Source organism: Pseudomonas duriflava (genome assembly GCF_007830155.1).
In the GTDB taxonomy this organism is placed as follows: Bacteria; Pseudomonadota; Gammaproteobacteria; order Pseudomonadales; family Pseudomonadaceae; genus Chryseomonas; species Chryseomonas duriflava.
The window spans coordinates 17,351-36,233 of sequence record NZ_VLKY01000022.1; the positions used below are offsets into that span (position 1 = coordinate 17,351).

16 protein-coding genes and 2 pseudogenes are annotated in these 18,883 nt (G+C 56.3%); 5 read left to right on the forward strand and 13 right to left on the reverse strand.

Annotated features, from left to right (window positions below; translation table 11 throughout):
* Nucleotides 1-235 precede the first annotated feature (235 nt).
* Nucleotides 236-1,831, forward strand: coding sequence for a gamma-glutamyltransferase family protein (locus IQ22_RS20765; RefSeq protein WP_145145584.1), 1,596 nt, complete (start codon nucleotides 236-238; stop codon nucleotides 1,829-1,831).
* Between the two features lie 252 nt (nucleotides 1,832-2,083).
* Here the strand turns inward: IQ22_RS20765 and IQ22_RS20770 are convergent, their stop codons facing one another.
* A complete protein-coding gene (locus IQ22_RS20770; RefSeq protein ID WP_145145586.1) occupies nucleotides 2,084-2,995 on the reverse strand; it encodes a LysR family transcriptional regulator in 912 nt (303 codons plus the stop codon).
* Nucleotides 2,996-3,170: 175 nt separating this feature from the next.
* On the opposite strand from IQ22_RS20770, the pseudogene IQ22_RS20775 reads away from it, so the two are divergent.
* Together IQ22_RS20775 and IQ22_RS20780 are read left to right on the forward strand one after the other, a co-directional pair.
* Nucleotides 3,171-4,156: pseudogene (locus tag IQ22_RS20775) on the forward strand (ABC transporter substrate-binding protein); the annotation flags it as partial.
* Nucleotides 4,147-4,499, forward strand: a pseudogene (locus IQ22_RS20780) (transposase); the annotation flags it as partial. The pseudogenes IQ22_RS20775 and IQ22_RS20780, both read left to right, overlap by 10 nt.
* 157 nt (nucleotides 4,500-4,656) lie before the next feature.
* Here IQ22_RS20780 and IQ22_RS20785 read toward each other — a convergent pair.
* Both IQ22_RS20785 and IQ22_RS20790 read right to left on the reverse strand, forming a co-directional pair.
* The gene (locus tag IQ22_RS20785) at nucleotides 4,657-5,061 is read right to left on the reverse strand and encodes a VOC family protein (RefSeq protein WP_145145588.1); all 405 of its coding nucleotides are present in this window, start codon (nucleotides 5,059-5,061) and stop codon (nucleotides 4,657-4,659) included.
* 193 nt (nucleotides 5,062-5,254) lie between these two features.
* Nucleotides 5,255-5,995: an SDR family NAD(P)-dependent oxidoreductase gene (locus IQ22_RS20790; protein WP_145145590.1), complete on the reverse strand. Its 741-nt coding sequence runs from the start codon at nucleotides 5,993-5,995 to the stop codon at nucleotides 5,255-5,257.
* 173 nt (nucleotides 5,996-6,168) lie between these two features.
* On the opposite strand from IQ22_RS20790, the gene IQ22_RS20795 reads away from it, so the two are divergent.
* The gene (locus tag IQ22_RS20795) at nucleotides 6,169-6,771 is read left to right on the forward strand and encodes a TetR/AcrR family transcriptional regulator (protein ID WP_145145592.1); all 603 of its coding nucleotides are present in this window, start codon (nucleotides 6,169-6,171) and stop codon (nucleotides 6,769-6,771) included.
* Nucleotides 6,772-6,804: 33 nt separating this feature from the next.
* Here the strand turns inward: IQ22_RS20795 and IQ22_RS20800 are convergent, their stop codons facing one another.
* The 3 genes from IQ22_RS20800 to IQ22_RS20810 are packed head-to-tail and all read right to left on the reverse strand — an operon-like array spanning nucleotide 6,805 to nucleotide 8,941.
* Nucleotides 6,805-7,782 (reverse strand): saccharopine dehydrogenase family protein, encoded by a 978-nt coding sequence (locus IQ22_RS20800; RefSeq protein WP_145145593.1) that lies wholly within the window; start codon nucleotides 7,780-7,782, stop codon nucleotides 6,805-6,807.
* Nucleotides 7,779-8,180 (reverse strand): VOC family protein, encoded by a 402-nt coding sequence (locus IQ22_RS20805; RefSeq protein WP_145145595.1) that lies wholly within the window; start codon nucleotides 8,178-8,180, stop codon nucleotides 7,779-7,781. Before IQ22_RS20805 ends, IQ22_RS20800 begins: the two co-directional genes overlap by 4 nt.
* 17 nt (nucleotides 8,181-8,197) lie before the next feature.
* Nucleotides 8,198-8,941 (reverse strand): SDR family NAD(P)-dependent oxidoreductase, encoded by a 744-nt coding sequence (locus tag IQ22_RS20810; protein WP_145145597.1) that lies wholly within the window; start codon nucleotides 8,939-8,941, stop codon nucleotides 8,198-8,200.
* 138 nt (nucleotides 8,942-9,079) lie between these two features.
* On the opposite strand from IQ22_RS20810, the gene IQ22_RS20815 reads away from it, so the two are divergent.
* Nucleotides 9,080-9,973, forward strand: coding sequence for an AraC family transcriptional regulator (locus IQ22_RS20815; RefSeq protein ID WP_208733678.1), 894 nt, complete (start codon nucleotides 9,080-9,082; stop codon nucleotides 9,971-9,973).
* A 518-nt stretch (nucleotides 9,974-10,491) separates the two neighbouring features.
* Here IQ22_RS20815 and IQ22_RS20820 read toward each other — a convergent pair.
* The 7 genes from IQ22_RS20820 to IQ22_RS20845 form a co-directional block, all read right to left on the reverse strand.
* Complete coding sequence (locus tag IQ22_RS20820) at nucleotides 10,492-11,928, reverse strand: amidohydrolase family protein (RefSeq protein ID WP_145145599.1); 1,437 nt, start codon at nucleotides 11,926-11,928, stop codon at nucleotides 10,492-10,494.
* Nucleotides 11,929-12,019: 91 nt separating this feature from the next.
* The gene (locus IQ22_RS20825; RefSeq protein WP_425298886.1) at nucleotides 12,020-12,754 is read right to left on the reverse strand and encodes an ABC transporter permease; all 735 of its coding nucleotides are present in this window, start codon (nucleotides 12,752-12,754) and stop codon (nucleotides 12,020-12,022) included.
* 67 nt (nucleotides 12,755-12,821) lie between these two features.
* Nucleotides 12,822-13,679 (reverse strand): ABC transporter ATP-binding protein, encoded by an 858-nt coding sequence (locus IQ22_RS20830; protein WP_145145603.1) that lies wholly within the window; start codon nucleotides 13,677-13,679, stop codon nucleotides 12,822-12,824.
* A gap of 90 nt (nucleotides 13,680-13,769) precedes the next feature.
* On the reverse strand, nucleotides 13,770-14,795 hold the full coding sequence (locus IQ22_RS20835) for an aromatic ring-hydroxylating dioxygenase subunit alpha (RefSeq protein ID WP_145145605.1): 1,026 nt from the start codon (nucleotides 14,793-14,795) through the stop codon (nucleotides 13,770-13,772).
* A gap of 46 nt (nucleotides 14,796-14,841) precedes the next feature.
* Nucleotides 14,842-15,135, reverse strand: a complete 294-nt coding sequence (locus IQ22_RS23685; protein WP_244309337.1) for a substrate-binding domain-containing protein — start codon at nucleotides 15,133-15,135, stop codon at nucleotides 14,842-14,844.
* Nucleotides 15,111-15,836, reverse strand: a complete 726-nt coding sequence (locus tag IQ22_RS20840; RefSeq protein ID WP_244309339.1) for an ABC transporter substrate-binding protein — start codon at nucleotides 15,834-15,836, stop codon at nucleotides 15,111-15,113. Before IQ22_RS20840 ends, IQ22_RS23685 begins: the two co-directional genes overlap by 25 nt.
* A 1,629-nt stretch (nucleotides 15,837-17,465) precedes the next feature.
* Entirely contained in the window at nucleotides 17,466-17,957 is a 492-nt protein-coding gene (locus tag IQ22_RS20845; protein ID WP_145145607.1) for a hypothetical protein, read from the reverse strand.
* Nucleotides 17,958-18,883 lie beyond the last annotated feature (926 nt).

The window sequence follows — 18,883 nt, forward strand, 5'->3', positions numbered from 1 at the left end:
AGAGACAAACAAGGCCTGGGCGGCTCCGCGACGATGCTTGAGAAAGCGAACCGAGCCAATAATCGAGTTTAAGAGCTGTAAATGAGCATTTCGACGGGGACGCCTAGCCCGGACTTGCGATCTAGAGCGTTTTCAGCGCCGTTTGGTCGATGCACAACAGACATTGAACAGACTCTTGGCCCTTTTCGTTTTACTCCTTCTTATTTTCAACTTGCCGCTAAAGGGAACCCTACCCATGCATGCTGATCTGGACTACAGCCAACCTTACGCCTCGGCCCGTTCTCCTGTTATGGGCCGCAACATGGTCGCCGCCTCTCAGCCACTGGCCGCCCAGGCCGGCCTCGACATGCTCCGCCAGGGCGGCAATGCCGTGGATGCAGCCATCGCCGCCGCTATGGTGCTGACCGTGGTTGAGCCCACTGGTTGCGGTATCGGCAGCGATGCCTTCGCCATCATCTGGGACGGCGAGAAGCTGCAGGGCCTCAATGCGTCCGGCCGTGCTCCAGCGGCCTGGACGCCCGAACACTTCGCCGGACAGACAGCCATACCTGAGCGCGGCTGGGGCGCGGTTACCGTTCCGGGCGCTGTCTCCGCGTGGGTCGCACTGTCCGAACACTATGGCAAGTTGCCGCTCACGACGATCGCCGCGCCCGCGATCCGCTATGCAAGTGAGGGATATCAGGTAACCCCAATCATCGCCGAGCTCTGGCGACGCGGCGCTCAACTGCTAAAGAACCAGCCCGGTTTCGCCGAATGCTTTCTTGCTACTGGGGCAGCGCCGAAGGCTGGACAAAAGGTGATGTTGCCCGACCATGCCAGGACGCTAGAGAGGATCGCCCAGACCAAGGGTGAAGCGTTCTACCGGGGTGAACTGGCCGAGGCGATGATCGCCCATGGCAACGCGAACGGCAGCGCAATGAGCCTGAATGACCTAGCTAGCCACACCGTTGACTGGATCGATACCCTTTCCGTCCCGTTTGCTGGCGCTACGGTTCACGAGCTGCCACCTAATGGCCAGGGCATCGCCACGCTGAGCGGCCTAGGCATTCTCGAAGCCCTAGGCATCGGCGATCATCCGGTCGACAGCATCGAGACCACTCATGCCGTGCTTGAAGCCATGAAGCTGGCGCTGGCGGACCTCAACCATCACATCACCGACCAGGACCACATGCGCGTCATGGCCGAACACCTGCTTGATCCGGCGTACTTGAAGGAGCGTGCCGAACTAATTGGTGAAACCGCAGGCGATCCGGGCCACGGCTCACCGAAGCCGGGCGGTACGGTGTACCTATCAGTGGCGGACGAAAACGGCATGATGGTGTCGTTCATCCAGTCCAACTACATGGGTTTCGGTTCGGGTGTAGTCGTGCCGGGTACTGGCATCAGCCTGCAGAATCGTGGCGCCGGGTTCTTGCTGGATCCCAGGCACGTCAATGTTGTCGCGCCGCGCAAGCGTCCGTTCCATACCATCATTCCAGGGTTCGTCATGAATAACGACGGCACACCGTTGATGTCCTTCGGCCTGATGGGCGGCCCGATGCAAGCCCAGGGGCATTTGCAGATGATGCTGCGCATCCTGCGCTATAAGCAGAACCCACAAGCCGCGGCGGACGCGCCTCGCTGGCGCATTGAGTCAGGGCGCAAGGTTGCAGTGGAGCGCAGTTTCAATCCGGAGGTGATCGAAGGACTAAAAGCCAAGGGGCACGATATCGAAGTACAAGCGCCCAGCGGTGTGTTTGCCTTTGGTGGCGCGCAGATCATTCTGCGTACCAAAGACGGCTACGTCGGCGGCTCCGATCCGCGCAAGGATGGATTGGTGGCAAGCTACTGATCCGCTGCGTGACGTAACTGCAGAGCACCGTATCCACGATCGACGCCATCCCTGGGCATTGAGCCCTATGGCGGCTGTAGCTACTCCTACCGGGCCTCGCCGGTCTTGGAAGTGAATGCCGCCACGATGGGCTCGGTATCCTCTGGACTATTTCGAGCCCAGGCGGACTTATCTCGTCTCAGCAGTAGCCTTTCTGCAGGCTAGCCGCGATGCATCTGGAATCCAGTGGCGGATCTGGAGCATCTTGAGTTCTCACGTCATCTCTACCAACGACTCGATCAGGAAATCCCGGAATACTGTAACCGCGACGGGTAGGACGCGCCCTGCCATACTCTGCAGCTCGATACGTCGGGCTTGCATTCCCTCATCGGCAATCGGTATCAGTTTGAGTTGATTATCCAGTACCCGGCGGTGCAAAGTCATGCGGCTTGCCAAGCTGATGCCACCTTCCTCCATGGCGAACCGGTACAGCGGCCCGATGGCCGAGCAGGTGAACACCGGTTCGAAATATAACCCTTGCGCGGCACAGGCGATATCGAACAGCTGGCGTATTGTGGTATCGCTCTGCGGCAAGGCAATGGGGTAGGCCTGCAGTTCGGCCAGGGTGACCACTTCACGCGTTGCCAGTGGATGACAGTTGGAAACAACGGCATGAATCGCTCCCGTGATGGTGTGTTTTACCTTGATCTCGCGCTCGGGGGATAGGCTGAACGTCAACGCCAAGTCCGCCTCGCCGATTCGGACCTTGCTCGTGGCATTCGCTGGCGCCGTGACCTCTAGCATGAAGCGGATACCTTGATAGCGCTTACGAAACGCTGCAATCGCCGCCGGCAGGAAGTCCAGGGCGAACCCTTCCGACGACACCAACCGAACCTGTCCCCGTTGCAGGCCATGCAGCTCCTTGATCTCCGAGACCACCTGTTCGGCATCCAGCTGCGCCTTGCGTGCGTGAGCTGCTAGCCTATGGCCCGCCTCGCTCAGGACCATGCCACACGCACGACGCTCAAAGAGCAGACAGTCAAGATCGCGCTCAAGCTTGGCAATCTGTCGACTGACAGCCGACGCCGCCACGTTGAGCCGCAAAGAAGCCTCACTGATCGAGCCGCAGCGTGCCACCTCAAGAAAATATCGCAGCGCCGTCGACTGCACACCGTAGAGCTGCATCTCGCCTCCTGACATGCCATTTCGGCAATGAAAGTTTCGAAATATTATTCTTGTGGCATTGCACGAAGCGCGTCTAGAGTTAGCTCAGCGAAAAATTAGAAACGTTGCCTCTTTTATTCTTTCGCATTGCGATCCTGCCTTTGATGACACCAATAACGCCAACGGAGACGACGGCATGGGATTCAAAGGTTTCGTCTGCAGCGCCGCGCTGCTCTCGCTTTTTCTGCAAACGTCCGCTCACGCCAGCAAGGCGGATGACACCCTAGTCTATGCCTCAGACAGTGAGCCAGAGAACATCAGCCCCTATCACAATGATGTTCGTGAAGGCGTCATTCTTGGCCGCCTGATCTAGGACACACTTATTTATCATGATCCCAACTCGGGCGAATACAAACCGATGCTAGCCAAGAGCTGGAAACAGGTCGACGACAAGACGATCGATTTCGAGCTTCACCATGGCGTGAAATTTCACGACGGCAACGAATTCACGGCCGATGACGCAGTGTTCACTCTCAACTGGGCCGTCTCCCCTGATTCTAAGGTAGTAACCCGGCAGAGCGTAGACTGGATCGAAAGCGCCGAAAAACTCGGCAGCTATTCGGTGCGCCTGCACATGAAGAAGCCTTTCCCGCCCGCGCTGGAATACCTGTCCAGCGTCGTGCCGATGTTTCCCAAGACCTATTTCGAAAAGGTAGGGCTAGCCGAGTTCGCCAAAAAGCCGATCGGAACCGGACCCTAGAAGGCCGTCTCGGTCACGCCTGGACAGGGCGTGACGATGGACAGGAATCCGAATTATTTCAAGGGCAGCCCCATATCAGCCATATCCGCTCCCGGGTCATCCCCGATCCGGAAACCCGTCTCGCCGAACTCATGACCGGCGGTATCGATTGGGCCTGGCAGATCGCTCCCGACCAGGCCGAACAGCTCAAGGCCGTGCCCAATCTAACGGTCAAGAGCAGCGGCACCATGCGTATCGGCTTTCTCATTCTAGATGCTCGCGGCACGTCCTCGCAGGATTCGCCGTTGGCCAACCTGAAAGTTCGCCAGGCGATCAACCGCGAGGGCTTGTCGTCACAGCTGGTGGGAGGCGAAAGCAAGCCGCTGTACGTCGCCTGCTACCGGGGCCAGTTCGGCTGCAACGAAATGGTGGCGACGAAGTATGGAATCACCAACCTTTTCGAAGAATCGTTACGGCCGTTTCCACGATAGTGATTTCCCGCTGATTTTTTAATGAGGTGTTGCAACGCTGCATGCCGGCCCGGTTAAGGGTAAAGGTTTCGCCGTCGACGCCAGCGCCATCAAGAGGGATGCCAGCCGGCAAAATGGAGTGGCGGGGGATGAGGTCGACTGACGCGATCCAGCGCTCAGAAGCCGCGCCGTGCGCGAGTACCTCGAAGTCATAGATGAAGAGGCGCTGGCTTCAGAAATACCTCTCGACTCCTTTTCCTTATGGCTATCGCCTTCTCCAGCACCTGAGCAAAGTTACCTTCCTAAGTATTTGCTGTCTCAATCAGGTTTACTTCCGCATCTGCCTCAAGGACATTACGGCAATCCGGGATTATTTCGATAGACGCATCATCACAGCATCCTTCAGCTCGCTTGATACGTTCTGTATCTTGGTTGGTGGCCCAGCTCTTTTTGTGGCCAGTCCTCCTATTCCCCTAGGTATTAGCTTCACATGCCACCAGGCAGACAACTTCAATGTTAACCCCGTCCGGATCAAGCACATATGCAGCATAGTAGTTGTCATGATAATGCGACCGAACACCCGGGACTCCGTTGCCCTCTCCTCCAGCCGCCACGGCTTCATGGTAGAAAGCATCGACGAGAGCTCGTTCCTGTACGGTGAAAGCGATATGATTACCCTTGCCGGGAATATCCCTGTCATGTACCCATAAACATGGATAACCCTTTCCAAATCCATGGCGAGTGCCTCCGTTACAGGTATTTGCAGGGGGCACGGTAATGATTCGCCTGACGCCCAACGGTGCTAGTGCTCGCTCGTAGAACTGGCGGGAAACCTCAGCGTCTTTAACGGAAAACTCGATATGATCAAGAATGCTCATGCTTGGCCTCTTTCTGCTTAATCTATTTGCAACATCAGGTGCGCACTGAGAATAACGGTGGGCGCAAGGGCACGACTGTTCGCCTGATTGGGCATGGAGGGCACGTGCATTAACGTCGAATGAGGCATGAGCATTTCCTGAACAGAGCTGAAATGGTTTAAGAGAGCCAAGCCGCAGACATGAGACGCCTGATTTACACCTGGGATGCGCCACCATCGGCAAATAATTCGACGCCATTGATATAGCTTGCGGCATCGCTGGCCAGAAACGCCACCGCGCGTCCTATTTCCTGAGGTTCGCCAATACGTCCAATCGTGCTCTTTTCACTAAGTGACTGGATCACCTGTTCGGCATTCTCTGACAGCATGTTTTTTAGCGACTCGGTATTTACCGGCCCCGGACTAAGCAAATTAATCCGAACGCCTGAACCCTTGATGTCCAGTATCCAGCTTCTGACCAGGGCTCGAAGGGCTGCCTTGGTTGCGCCATAAACGCTTAAACCTGAGCCAGGATTGATTGAGGCCGTAGAGCCTATGATGACAATGCTAGACCCTTTTGCCATCAGAGGCAGGGCTCCTTGCACAGTAAATGTTACGCCCTTTACGTTAGTATTAAATATTCGCTCGAAGCTGGCTTCGGTGATGGCTCCTAGCGAAGCTATTTCTCCCATCCCTGCATTGGCAACCAGGACATCTATACGACCATGAAGCGACTCAACCTCGCTAAATAGTCTTGCCAGATCCGATACGCACGAAACATCGGCTGCAATGGCCACAGTAGGGCTACCCAGGCTTGCTACAGCCTCGTCCAACTGATCATGTTGGCGCCCGGTAATAATTAGATGAGCCCCCTGCTCGGCCATCTCTCTCGCAATCGCCAGCCCCAGACCTGATGATCCACCGGTAACCAGAACAATCTTGTTTTTGAATTGCATAACGCAGTACCTCTGTAGGGATGGAAATACATAATTTATTTAGCAGACACTATATACAATTCAGGAATTACACAATTTATTTAGTGATTACTATATAAGGTGCTTGCTAGCGCCTTTTGATTGATCCCTTGTTTAGTGGTCGCTACACTGCATACTCTATCAATGAGGTCACCATGAACGATAAGCCCCGTAAGCGCCGTCCAGCCTTTGATCGCGATGCAGGAATCGCCATCGCCCAGGCGCTGTTCCATGAGCGCGGTTACGACGCTGTCAGCCTGACTGACTTGACCGAAGCCATGGATATAAAGCCCCCGAGTTTTTATGCTGCGTACGGTAGCAAGGCCGAATTGTTCGAGCGGGCCATGCTTCGCTACGCACGCGAAAATGCACTGCCGCTGGAGACACTATTAGCTCCTGATCGACCACCGGCTGAGGCGCTCAAGGCATTGCTAGTGGCGGCAGCCAAGCAATACGGACGGGATCGCCTATTGCGCGGCTGCATGATTACCGAGGGCCTGAGAGCCGATGATCATGTCGCGCGCAAAATGGCTGAAAGCCTTGCCAACAAAGGTCTCATGGCCATTCGCGCTTACCTTGAGCAAATTTACCCACAGGGCGCGCAAGAACTGGCTGATTATCTTTCCGTTACGCTGCGTGGACTATCGGCTGCGGCTTGTAATGGCCTGCCAACTAAGCGCCTTATAACTGTGGCAGAAACCGCTGGCCGATTGATCGCCCGTGAACTGGAAGCTCATGCGTTCAGTAAAGCCTCTTGAGTCAGACCAGGTGATAGATCACTCTATCGATCTTTAGAAGTCTGTAATCGTCGTTGCTGCAATGGTCTCGGCAAAGACCTTACCGAACAGCCGTGCGGGTGTTTCGAAGCCTGAACGTCGCTCACCATTCAGTACACGACGCGCAGCCTCCACAGCCACAAGCGGGGTATAAGAGTAACCATTAATGGTCTCTATAATTGAGCGAGTAACTGTACCGTCAGCGGCCATTACCTCAGCCACTGCACGAGCCCGGTGGGCATTGCGCTCCTGAACCGTAGGGCCATCAGGTAGCTGCGAGAGGTCTCCCGTAGGAAACGCATTGCCTGAGAGATGTACAAACATGGCGATATTAGGAATTCCCGTTGAATGCCAGCCCGTCACAAGATCACCAAAAGACAGGGGCAGGCATAAAACCGGTCCGTTGCCAAAATCAAAATGCCGTGGTTGCGCCTCAGGCGTTGGGATAAGCTGATTATTTACTCTGGCCAATAGCCCAGCCCCTAGGATCTCGCCAACACTCTTGGCTGAACCTCGGGACATGGAGCCCGGTACCTGAAGCGCAATGTGCAAGGACTGAGGTTGCTCTACGCGTTGTCTCACATGCATTGCCAGGCAATCAGTGGGCACGACGTCCCAGCCCACGCCGGGCAAGAGCATTACGTCTTTCATAGTGGCATCAGCGCTTAATTGCTCTGCGCGTCGGTAAACATTGATCTCTGCGGCGATATCCAGGTAATCAGTGCCTGTCTTTAGGCAAGCCTGCATTAATGGCTCTGCCGTTTGCGCAAAGGGACCTGCAACATTGAGCAACACGTCGATACCATCCAGGAAGTGCTCTGCTTGTGCATCGGCTTCAAATCCTCGCCATGGTACGTCAAGGTACTTAGCAAGGGAGGCAATTTCGGGCTTATTGCGGCCCGCTACTTCGAAGGTAAGCCCCAGAACCTTGGCTTGCTCCGCTGCCATTTGACCGGTATAGCCGCTAGCACCGTAGATAAGAAGGGTACTCATTGGCCGTGCTGCCAGTTCTTGTAGACAAACTCCAAACTGTAACCGTCAGGATCCAGCACATTGGCAGCGTAATAGTTTGGGTCATAGTGCAAACGTGCTCCCGGCGTGCCATTATCGACAGCACCATGGATTATTGCAGCGGCGTAGGAGGCTTCCACTTCGGTCTTACTGTGCGCTACAAAACCTACGTGCACGGTTTGTCCTTTAACAACGCCCTCTCGCAACCAGAAGAACATTCGGCCGTTGGCGCCAAACCCCTTGAGGTCAGGATGCCCTGACGGGCCATCCTTACCGTCATAGTCCAGGCGAGCGGTGATGCCCAACGGCATCAGGGCTGCCTCGTAAAAACGGATAGAGCGTGCAATGTCACTTACGGACAGGAAAATATGATCCAGCATGGCAAATCTCTCGAGTGTTAGATGATATAGCCGCCTGCAACTTCAATACTCTGGGCATTGATCCAAGCACTATCTTCCGACAGCAGCATGGCGATGACCCTTGCAACGTCCTCTGGCTCACCGACTCGGCCAAGCGCTGTCTGCGCTGCCAGCAGAGCCTCAAACTCATCATTTAGCCCTCCGCCAAGCTCAGTACGAATCGCACCTGGCGAAACCGAGTTGGCCCGTATCTGCCGTTCACCAAACTCCTTGGCCATGTAACGGGTGAGAACCTCCAGCCCACCCTTGAAGGCTGCGTAGGGCGCCACGCCGGCTGTCGCCACGCGAGTGGTGGCACTGGTCAGGTTGACGATACTTGCGCCCTCCTCCATCAATGAAAGCAACAATTGCGTGAGGAAAAAGGGACCTTTTAAATGAATATTAAGCAGGCCATCGAACTGCGACTCCGTCACTGATGCATAAGAAGTAAACTGACCATAGCCTGCGTTATTAACCAGACCACTAAGCCTGTCGATACCCCAGTTGGCCTGTAAGGTGAGTAATAGGGTTTCGCGAAAGCTCTGGAAACTACTGATCTCCGCCACGTCTAAATTAAGCGCTGCAGCTTTGCCTCCTGCCAGCTCAATACGGCGCACTACAGACTGTGCAGCCTGCGCATTACTCTTGTAAGTCAGGATGACGCCCATGCCTTGCCGGGCACAGTACTCGGCGGTGCAAGCTCCTATGCCACGGCTGCCGCCGGTAATCAAAATAACGCCCATAGGATGCTCCGTTGTCGATAAGAGGAGTAACCACAGTAGCCAAAACCCCTCTTACGGACTCAGCCGTTCCTACTCGAAACTTGCCTATTTCTGCTTTTCTCTTGCGCAAGGCACCCTATCGGGATCAGGATGTCTCTCATGAACAATCAACTCATTGAGCTACGTTCCTTGGCGTCCAAGGCTGAAAATCGTCGGACTGAAACCGGTATTCCCCGTGTGGCCATGGTTCAGGGTGAGATTCCAGAGCACATGCTGGCAGCTGTCTACGATCCGATGATCAATCTGATCCTGCAAGGCAGCAAATCGATGACCGTTGGCGAACATACACTTCAGTATGACCCGGCGACTTATTTCGTGATGTCTGTCGAACTGCCTGCCGTGGGGGCCGTTCATCCCGCACGTTCAGGCGAGCCCTATCTCGCCGTCAGTCTGACACTTGACCCGACGGTGCTCTCCACGCTGCTGATGGACCTGCCAATGTTTGTAGGGCATTCTCCAAAGGACGCAGGGTTTTCAGTGGCCGCCGTGACGCCTGAATTGATGGACGCCTGGGTGCGCATGCTGCGCTTGATGGAGCGTCCCGAGGAAATTGCAGCGCTCGCTCCTGTCTATGAGCGTGAGATCTTGTATCGTGTATTGCAGGGGCCTCACGGCTGGATGCTGCGAGCAATAGCAGCACCCGATACCGCCCTCGCTCGTGTAAGCCAGGCTATCCAATGGATCCGTCGAGACTTTGCCGAGCCTATTAGAGTTGAAACCCTTGCTCAACGGGCGGCAATGAGCGTGTCCGCCTTTCACCGCCACTTCAAAGCTGTGACCACATTAAGTCCGCTGCAATATCAAAAGCGGGTGCGGCTTTTACAGGCTAGAACACTTCTCTTAGCTGGAGCTAAAAACGTCACGGGCGCTGCTTTCGAAGTGGGCTATGAAAGCGCAACACAGTTTAGTCGTGATTACACGCGAGTATTTGGTCTTCCTCCGCTAAGGGATACCGCAAGGATTCAGGGTGAGACACGAGAACAAAAAAGTTAAAAATAATACAGCAGTAATTGCTCTACACACTTATCGCTAGCATGCCCTCGTCACGGCAAGCATCGCATCATTGACGCCAAACAGCTTCACACCCGTACCAAACAGCGTAAGAAAACGCCACACAGAAAGACAAGGAAGAATTGATCACCAGAATCGAAGCGCTGGTCAATGACGAGACCCGCAAGTTCAGGCGCATCCCCTGGGACCAAACACCTAGCATTACGGCTGAAGCTACTTAAAGGCGGCCTGACAGGATGTAATACCAATAGCGCCAAGCACCGCCAGGCACTGGATAAAGGCTGCAACCGAGAAAAATGCCAAAGTAGCCTGGTTGATCAAAGTTGCTCGAAGGCGATTAACCAACGCTATGCCTAGATTGCTCACAATACTTCTAAAGGAAAAGAGAAAATAGTGGTTGTCACCAGGTGTGAGCCCTACGGCGCACCGCCAATCGCGAAACGACAGCGAAGCGCCTGTAACGCGTCCGCTAGCCCCTCGCCCAGGTGGATGAAGCCAGCTCAAGGCAGTGTCTCGGCCCGCATTTTCAAACGCACCACTGCTTCACGTGCCAGCCAGCCGAGCTCGGCCATGTCAAGCCCGGGGATGCAGTCGTCCTCAACCACTCTGCGCCCACCTACCAGCAGCGCCTGCAGGCGGGCACGACCGCCGCTCGCAATGGGTCCGATGGCTGGTTCGTGCAGGCCAAAATAGCGCGGGTCGTCCAGCCGGTAGATCGCCAGATCCGCCGCCTGGCCAACGTCCAGCGTGCCGACCGCCTCGAGCCCAAGTACTCGTGCGCCTCCGGCGGTGCCCCAGCGCAGCACATCCTCGATGCTGGCAGCATCTGCACCGCCCTCGAACTCGCCGCCAGCATACCGCGGCTTAGCCTGCTCGCCCTTGCGCGCACGCTGCAGCAGCCAGGCCGCATGAGCTTCCGACAGCATATCTGCGGCCTCGTTGGAAGCAGCACCGTCTACCCCAAGCGAGACCGCGACGCCTGCCGCTTCCAGTGCCGGCAGGTCGGCGATACCGCTGCCCAGGCGGCCGTTGCTTTGCGGGCAACTGGCGATGCCAGTTCCAGTTTCGCCAAGCAGACGGATTTCCTCGGGGAGCAGCTTTACTAGGTGGGCGAACCACACGTCCGGACCGATCCAGTCCTGCTCGGCGCAGAATTGTACCGGCGTCATGCCGAACTTGCCGCGCGCCGTGTCCAAGTAGTCGACAGTTTCTGAAAGGTGGCTGTGCAGGCGGATACCCAGGTAGCGGGCGGTTTTTGCCGTCTCGCGTAGTTGCTCGGGGGTGGTTGAATGCAGCGCGGTGGTCGGTGCCATCACCACGCGGCGCCAGGCATTGCTGGCAGGATCATGATAGGCGGCAACCAGCCGCTCGACGTCGGCCAGGTAGTCGTCGAAACGCTCTGGGCGCAGCGCCTTCGGCAGTTCGGTTTCGAGCTGACGGGTCTGGGTGGCACCACCGCGGCAGAGTACGAAGCGCACGCCTAGGGCTTCGGCCTCCTCGAACAAGATGGCCGCGCTATCAAACGGCATGCCAGGGTAATACAGGTAATGATGGTCAGCGACAGTGCCGCAGCCCGAGCGGACCAGCTCAACCAGGCCGATGCGTGCGGCAAGGCGAAAGCTGTCCTCGTCAAAAGCCGCGCGAAAGCGGTAAGGCGTGGCCGCCAGCCAAGGCGTCAGTGTCTGATTCAGACCGCGTGGCTCGCCCTTGAGCAGTGATTGGAACAAGTGATGGTGGGTATTGACCCAGGCCGGGTAGATCACACAGTCGCGGGCGTCGATGACAGCTTCGTCCGCCTCCGGCTCCAGCGTGCCCAAAGCCGCGACGCGGCCATCGCGAATGCGGATGTCCGGCCCCGCGTGACGCGCCGCATCACCAGGCATACCAGTAAGGATGGCGCTGGCGCTGCGGATCAGCCAGTTGGTGTTTGTATGCATGGTGTCTCTATTCAGTTGGTGTTGGCTCGTGGTCGAAATCGCTTCTACAGGATTTGGAGTTCACGCTTTCAGCTTCCATTTTTCAGCTGCCCTACCGTCCTCCCTGCTCACTCTCGTGCCAATGCCCCAAGCTGACCCGCGCCAGCATGGCCATCAGGCTGAACAGCAGCACGCCGGCCAGCGCGATGAGAAAGAGCGCGGCGAACAAGCGAGGGATGTTCAGCTGGAAGCCGGCCTGCAGAATCTGGTACGCCAACCCGGCGCTCGTGCCGCCGGTGCCGGCGACGAACTCGGCAACCACTGCGCCAATTAGCGCCAGCCCAGAGGCGATGCGCAGGCCGCCGAAGAAATACGGCAAGGCGCTGGGAATGCGCAGCCGCAGCAGCGTCTGCCAGCGGCTGGCACGGTTCAGGCGAAACAGGTTGAGTAACCCTGGGTTGACACTGCGCAGGCCTAGTACCGTATTAGATATGATCGGAAAAATCGCCACCAGTGTCGCGCAGATGGTCAGCGCCAGCGTGGTGTTACTTACCCAGATGATAATCAGCGGCGCGATGGCCACTACCGGGGTCACCTGGAGCAGGATGGCGTAGGGAAACAGACTGGCCTCGATTACCCGGTTCTGTACGAACAGAAACGCGGCGATTACACCGAGTACCACTGCCAGGGTGAACGAGAGCAAGGTGATCTTTAGCGTGACCAGCAGCGCACCGAGCAGCATAGGTCCGTCTGTGATCAGCGCGCGGCCTATGTCCAGCGGCGTTGGTACCAAATAGGTTGGTACCTTCAGCGTTACGCACAGTACTTGCCAGAGGGCCAGCAGTATAAGGCCAACAAGGAACGGCGCAGCGATGCGCTGCACGTGCGGGTCGGCCATCAGGGGTCGAGCGGAGTTATTCATGGTCGTCACCTCTGAGGCCCTGGCTGGCATTGGCTTCGGCGAGTAGCGCAGAGAGCCTTGCGCACTGCTCGATAAAGGGGCCGGAAATACGGAAGGCCTCGTCGCGTTCCTTGGGGCCCTCGATTTTGACATCGGCCAGCACCCGTCCCGGTCGCGCGCCCATCACCACCACGCGCGAGGAGAGGAACACCGCCTCGTAGATACTGTGGGTAACAAACACTACGGTCAGGTCGCGCGACTGCCAGAGGTCACGCAGATCGCTGTCCAGGCGGTTGCGGGTAAACTCGTCGAGCGCGCCAAAGGGTTCGTCCATCAGCAGCAGGTTTGGCTGCACCACCAGGGCGCGGGCGATCGAGGCACGCATCTGCATGCCGCCGGACAGCTCGCGCGGATAGACGCCGCCGAATTTGCCTAGGCCGACCAGCGCCAGCGCAGCTTGCACTCGCACGTTACCCTCGTCCTTCGGTACGCCGGCCAGGTCCAGCGGCAGACGGGTATTGTCGGCGACCTTCGCCCACGGCATCAGGGTGGCTTCCTGAAATACCATGGCCATGCGCTGGCCAGGCTGGTCGGCGTCCAAATTGCCCTTGCCCCACCAGCGCATATGCCCGGCTGAAGGGGACTCCAGGCCGGCAAACATTTTTAGCAGCGTGCTCTTGCCGCAACCGGAAGGGCCAAGCAGCGAGACGAATTCGCCGCGCTCGATCGACAGCTTTAGGCGCTGCAGCGCCTGGGTGCCGTTGGGGTAGATTTTCTCCACCTGGTTAGCCAGCAATACCGGCAGCGTCGCCTCGCAGGGCGCTCCAGGCTCAGGCTGGACCGTATCTATGGAAAGAGTGTGCATCAGCATGGTGGCGTACTCCCGTTAGGTGCGCGATGGCCTGCTCAGCCTGCCGCGCGACTGACGATCTGCATGGATCGGTCCCGTTTCTGGCATATGTCAGACAGTCAGAAATACTTCGCTTTCGCCGTGTGTCTCCAGCAATGCCAGCAATTGCTTGCGGATAACCAGCCCCGGTTTGTCTGAGGGCATGTGGAATTCCCTCCGGCGGCGGGTATCAATGCAGGCGTCGTATTCGGTGGCTTCAAGAATCTCACGGTCTTCGGCGGTGATGGCGGCATCCCAATCGATCAGCTCCTGGGTCGAGCACTGTTCCTCGCAATCGTTGCGGTACAACCACTGCACCAGCATCAGGCGGCCGTCATCAATCGGCGTGGCACAGTTGTAGATGATGTGGTGGATGCCGCTGTCAGGGTACATGCAGCCGAAACGCCGCGAGAACGGCAGGTAGTAGCGGTTGATCAGATGCCGCCGGGTAACCGGCTCGGTGCTACCAGTAATACGGAAACTTGCCTCAGGATTACGGATCGGTACCACCGTCTCGGCCTCGAAGCCGTAGTCGGTCTCACGGAATTCGTATCTCGACGGCCTGGGCTGGTCGAACAGGCCGAAATTGGCCTTGTGCACAAAGGAGAAGTGCGAGTTGTCAAAGGAATTCTCCATCACCCGTAGCGGGCTGGTCTTCCATTCCTCGTAGAACTGAAAGATGCGCCGGTAGCCGGGCGCCCCGTCCTCGGGAAACTCCGGAATCGGTTGTAGCGGGTCGCCCAAGGCGACCCAGACGTAGCCGTAACGATCCTGGCAGTGAAAGCTCTCGACCCTGGCGCCCGGTGGAATCATGCCTTCAGGATTCTGAGGGATCTTCACGCATTTGCCGCTGCAGTCGTATTCCCAGCCGTGGTAGCCGCAGGCCAGATTTCCGCCTTCGCTGATGAAGCCCTTCGACAGCCTGGCGGTGCGGTGGCAGCAGCGGTCGCGCATCGCCACCGGGGTGCCGTCGGGCGCTTGCCACAGCACCAACGCCTCGCCGAGCAGGGTGAAAGACTGCGGGCCCTCGGCCAGTTTCGCAGTGGGCATCAACGCATACCAGAAGCGGCGCAGGACGGGTTGTTGGGTTACTAGCATGACTCTCTCCTCATTGATCGGGGGCGCGTACGAATCACGGTCGGGCTCAGGGCAGCACCTTGTTGGCGCCGTGGACGAAGCGCAGGTCATAGCCCTGCCTGAAATCCACGGCCTTGCCAAGCAGGCCGGCCTCGACCATGTAGTCGCGGGTCGACTGCCAACGCGCATCGGTCATGACGCCAATGCCAGAGGAGGCCGCGTCGCCACCGGTGACTAGTTGGAACTCCTTCATCCGCTCAATACCCCATGCGATCTGCGCATCTTCCATGTTTGGATTGTCCTGCTTGATTAACGCATTGCCCGGCGTCGGGTTCGCTAGGTAGCGCTTCCAACCTTCCATGGTTGCGTCATAGAAGCGCTGCAACACCTCGGGGCGCGACGGGTCACTAACGTCGAGCCATAAGGCGGGTAACCGTGGTCGGCGAACAGGTAGAAATTGGCCTCTACGCCCTGCTGGCGGGCTTGGAACAGCTCGGAACTGGCGTAGGCCTGTTGTGCTGTATTCGGGTCGGCGAAGAACGGCTGCAGGTTGAAGGTGTAGGGCCGGGTCTGGCTGTCCGACAGCCCATGCTTGGCCTTGAGCCAAGGCCACCAAGACGTCTGTCCAGAGGTAGCGACAAGGATGGTCTTGTCCTTTAGGCTGTCAAGGCCCTTGACGTCGGCGTGAGTCAGCAGCCCCTGCGGGTCGCCCTGGAAGCAGGCACCGATGGCCACCACCGGCAGGCCCTGCTCAAGGTTCTTCAGCACTTGGAAGTCGTAGCCGACAATCACGTCAGCCTTGCGTGCGACCAGCAGCTGCATACCGTTTACCTGCGGGCCACCCATTTTCAAAGTCACGTCCAGTCCGTGCCTGTCATAAATACCCTCGGCCACCGCCTGGTAGAAGCCGCCGTGCTCGGCCTGGGCATACCAGGAGGTGAGTAGCGTAAGCTTGTCGTTGGCCTGTACCGTGGCGGCCGCCAGCAGCGTGGCCGGTAGTATTGTCCAACGGGCCAGCGTCCACAGAACGGACACGAGGCGTCCCGATTTCATCGTTTTCATTGGATGTCTCCATGGGTAAGGCACGGTGAAGTCGCTAAGCGTCCAAAGCGTCGATCGACCGAAAGGGGTGAAACAGAATGGAGCGACTGCAGCCGATGTCTCGGCGCCGGACTATAGGAAGGAATGAGCGACGCATCTCTGCGCATGGCGGTAGACCTCTCCTGTCGAGCCCTGGGGGCATGAACAAAGCACCCTTAAATGGGGTGTGCGACTAATAGGTGGCCGCAAGAGCAATGTCCCGCGCCGGGGGCGCTAACCGCTTCTACTCATAGGATGATCAGGCAGGAACTGTGCCAGGTTATTATGGGCGTGCCCTTGGGACTTGCGCGATTTGATGCAAGCTGCATAGCTGACGTACCGGCCAGCTTTCGTGCATGAGTAGGCTTCTTGTTCGACTAGCCGTGCGACGCCCGGGGCCAGCAAAGAAGCGCTGCGTAGTTGGGCAGCCTAGCCCGCTCTGAAGCAGTTTTGGTGCACACTGGCCCACGGCGCTGGCCGATACGGGGACCGAGCGGAACTACACATCGCGGAGCCATAGATTATGAGGTATCTGGGAGGTGAAATTGCTGAACAACCCAAGCACTGACCAGTGCCTTATGAAAAATTACCCGCGCCTTCTTAGCTGTTTGCTTTAGTGGTCTCTGCCATCAACAACCTGACGAAATATACAAACTCAATGACCATTCTACCGTCGTGCTGCTGAGGCATCCTCCTCATCCGTACGAGGGAGCCTACACGCACGCGTACGAGGGTTATAGGGACGAGGCCTCTGTCCTCATGAGCGTAGTTATTCCTGTTCCTTCTACAACAGAAGAAAAAACAGGAATTGGTTGAGACAACTAGCTTTGTGTCTTCTCTGTCAATATCCGAAACAGAGGGAGTATCTGGATATCAGTTCAATGAAGGGCTAGCGCCTGCAATCGCCCAGGAAAACTTAACACAGTGTCCGTGATTAGTTAACTATTATAACTTGTACAGTTACCTTTTTTAGCGACATTGACTTACACTAGCCCAGCTGCCCATTATCTGCACGGAGCGGATCTTTCCTGGCTGATATCCATCGTGTTTACGGCATCGCTCTGTCTGTTACTTGCCAAGCGTGACACGGCTTACCAACGCCAAACAGACTTCGACTCAGTCCCACTGGGTCAACGCTCATTAAGTGATTGCTCATAAAAAACCGACTCAAGGTTGGTTTTTTTATTTCAAACACATGCGCAGCCGTAGGCTTTTTTCTCCATGCAGACTAATGTCCAGTTTTTGCTGTTCGACCTCTTTATCTACACGCAAACCGCGGGTCAGTAGGCTTTTAATCCTGAGCACGAGATTAAGGCGCTAGACGACGGTAAACAGGACGCTCTTGGCATGGATTAGGAGTTGGATTAAGAAGGTTTCGCCCGAACAACTGCGCAAGCGAATCGCTTGCCTTCCAGCAACTCCACTTCAACACTTTTTGGCTTTCGGTGTAATAAATCCAAGCTTTTGCTTTATTTGCAACGCTCCTCTACCTTTACAGGGTTCAGTATGTTGTGTTCATCGGTCGAATCCATGATCAAGAGCAGGCATCGGGCAGACTCAGTGCAATAACCGCTCTCGGCTGCTCTAGATATTAGCTGAATCAGTGTGCGGCTAAACGCGGACGCCTGAAACCCGGCGAGCGTTCTTTTTCTGCAGTATCATTGATGCTTCGTTGTATGCGTTCTGGAAGGGATCGCCGCTGATCCAAATTACTGCCTTGTCTTCGTCTTCATCGTGAAAAATCCCACGATAAGTGATCAGCAGGCCCATCATAAAGTCAGTGGCCGCGTCTTCCGCTTCCTCAGCGACTACCAGCTCCAACACTGGGTATTGCAGAAACACCAGACACATTGCTAGCAGGCTAATGCCTTCGCCAACTTTCATCGCCTGGAACAGGTCGTCGAAAAGAGCCGGGTCGAAACCGTTCTCTTCGATGTCTTTGAAGTCGAATGCACTTAAATCGATTTCGACATCATCGAACGGCTCGTTGATCTGCGGATTGGCTAGCACCGGATGTACGAAATTAGCATTAGATTTGCCCAAACGGTTTTGCTTGGCCTTGGCCCGCTGTGCGCGTTTTTGTTGTTTATCTGGGGAAGCCATGGAAGCAAGTTCCTTATGAAGGTAGCCATATTCATGGCCAAGGGTTATCGGGCATATAGTGTATTCAGTCTTGGTTGGGTTCGCAGACCAAAAGCAGCTTTAAATTATCGGCCATGTATCGCTCTGAACAGATCCAGTTGCTGACCCAGCGCAACGAATTGGCGGCGGCTGTTTCTCAGGCTTAGAGGATGCAGTATATTACCTGGCGGAAAAGTAGTGTGAGTCATACAACCTGTCTGGCAATAGACAACCTATGCCAGGGGGCTCGCTCAGTCGCTCAGGTATACCTCCTTGAGCGCATGGCTATTGACAGGCGCGTTGACGACCAACGGTCGAAACCCTGCCGATGAAGAGCCGGTTTTTCTTATGGAAGCAATGGACATTGCTTTTGCTTGTGTAAACTGCTGCAGGTCTCGCACTCTCCTCTCAGCCTCGGCAGTTGTTTTAACTAGAAGTAGCCCGGCTTCAAGCTTTAAGAGGTAGCCCATGACGACAATTGAGAATTGCCCTGCATGCGGCACTTGTGAGCTTGTACGTATGTATACCCTAAGCCTTCTATATTGTCCGGACTGCAATCTCTCGTTTGTATGGGTTTCTCATAGCTGACCCTGCCAAAGCATGCCTTTTATTTTCCAGCGTCATTTTTAGTCATGAACAGACTCCAAAGCTGAGAGCCAGAGGGTCAGCTTATTCCAGCTATAGTTGTATAGATTCTCTTAGACCTCTGCTACCCGACAGAACAAGGCATAAGTAAGCTTTTTTGATGCAAGAGTTAATGGTGCGATAACAGGTGCGCTTGATGAAAGACAATAGGCGAACGGCTTGGCGTCCCGTGAACAAGCCCCCTGAAACACCGGACATCGTTTTCCCCTTACCATAAGGGATAGGCAAACGGTCGTGTTTATGACTACCAACAAAGACAGACA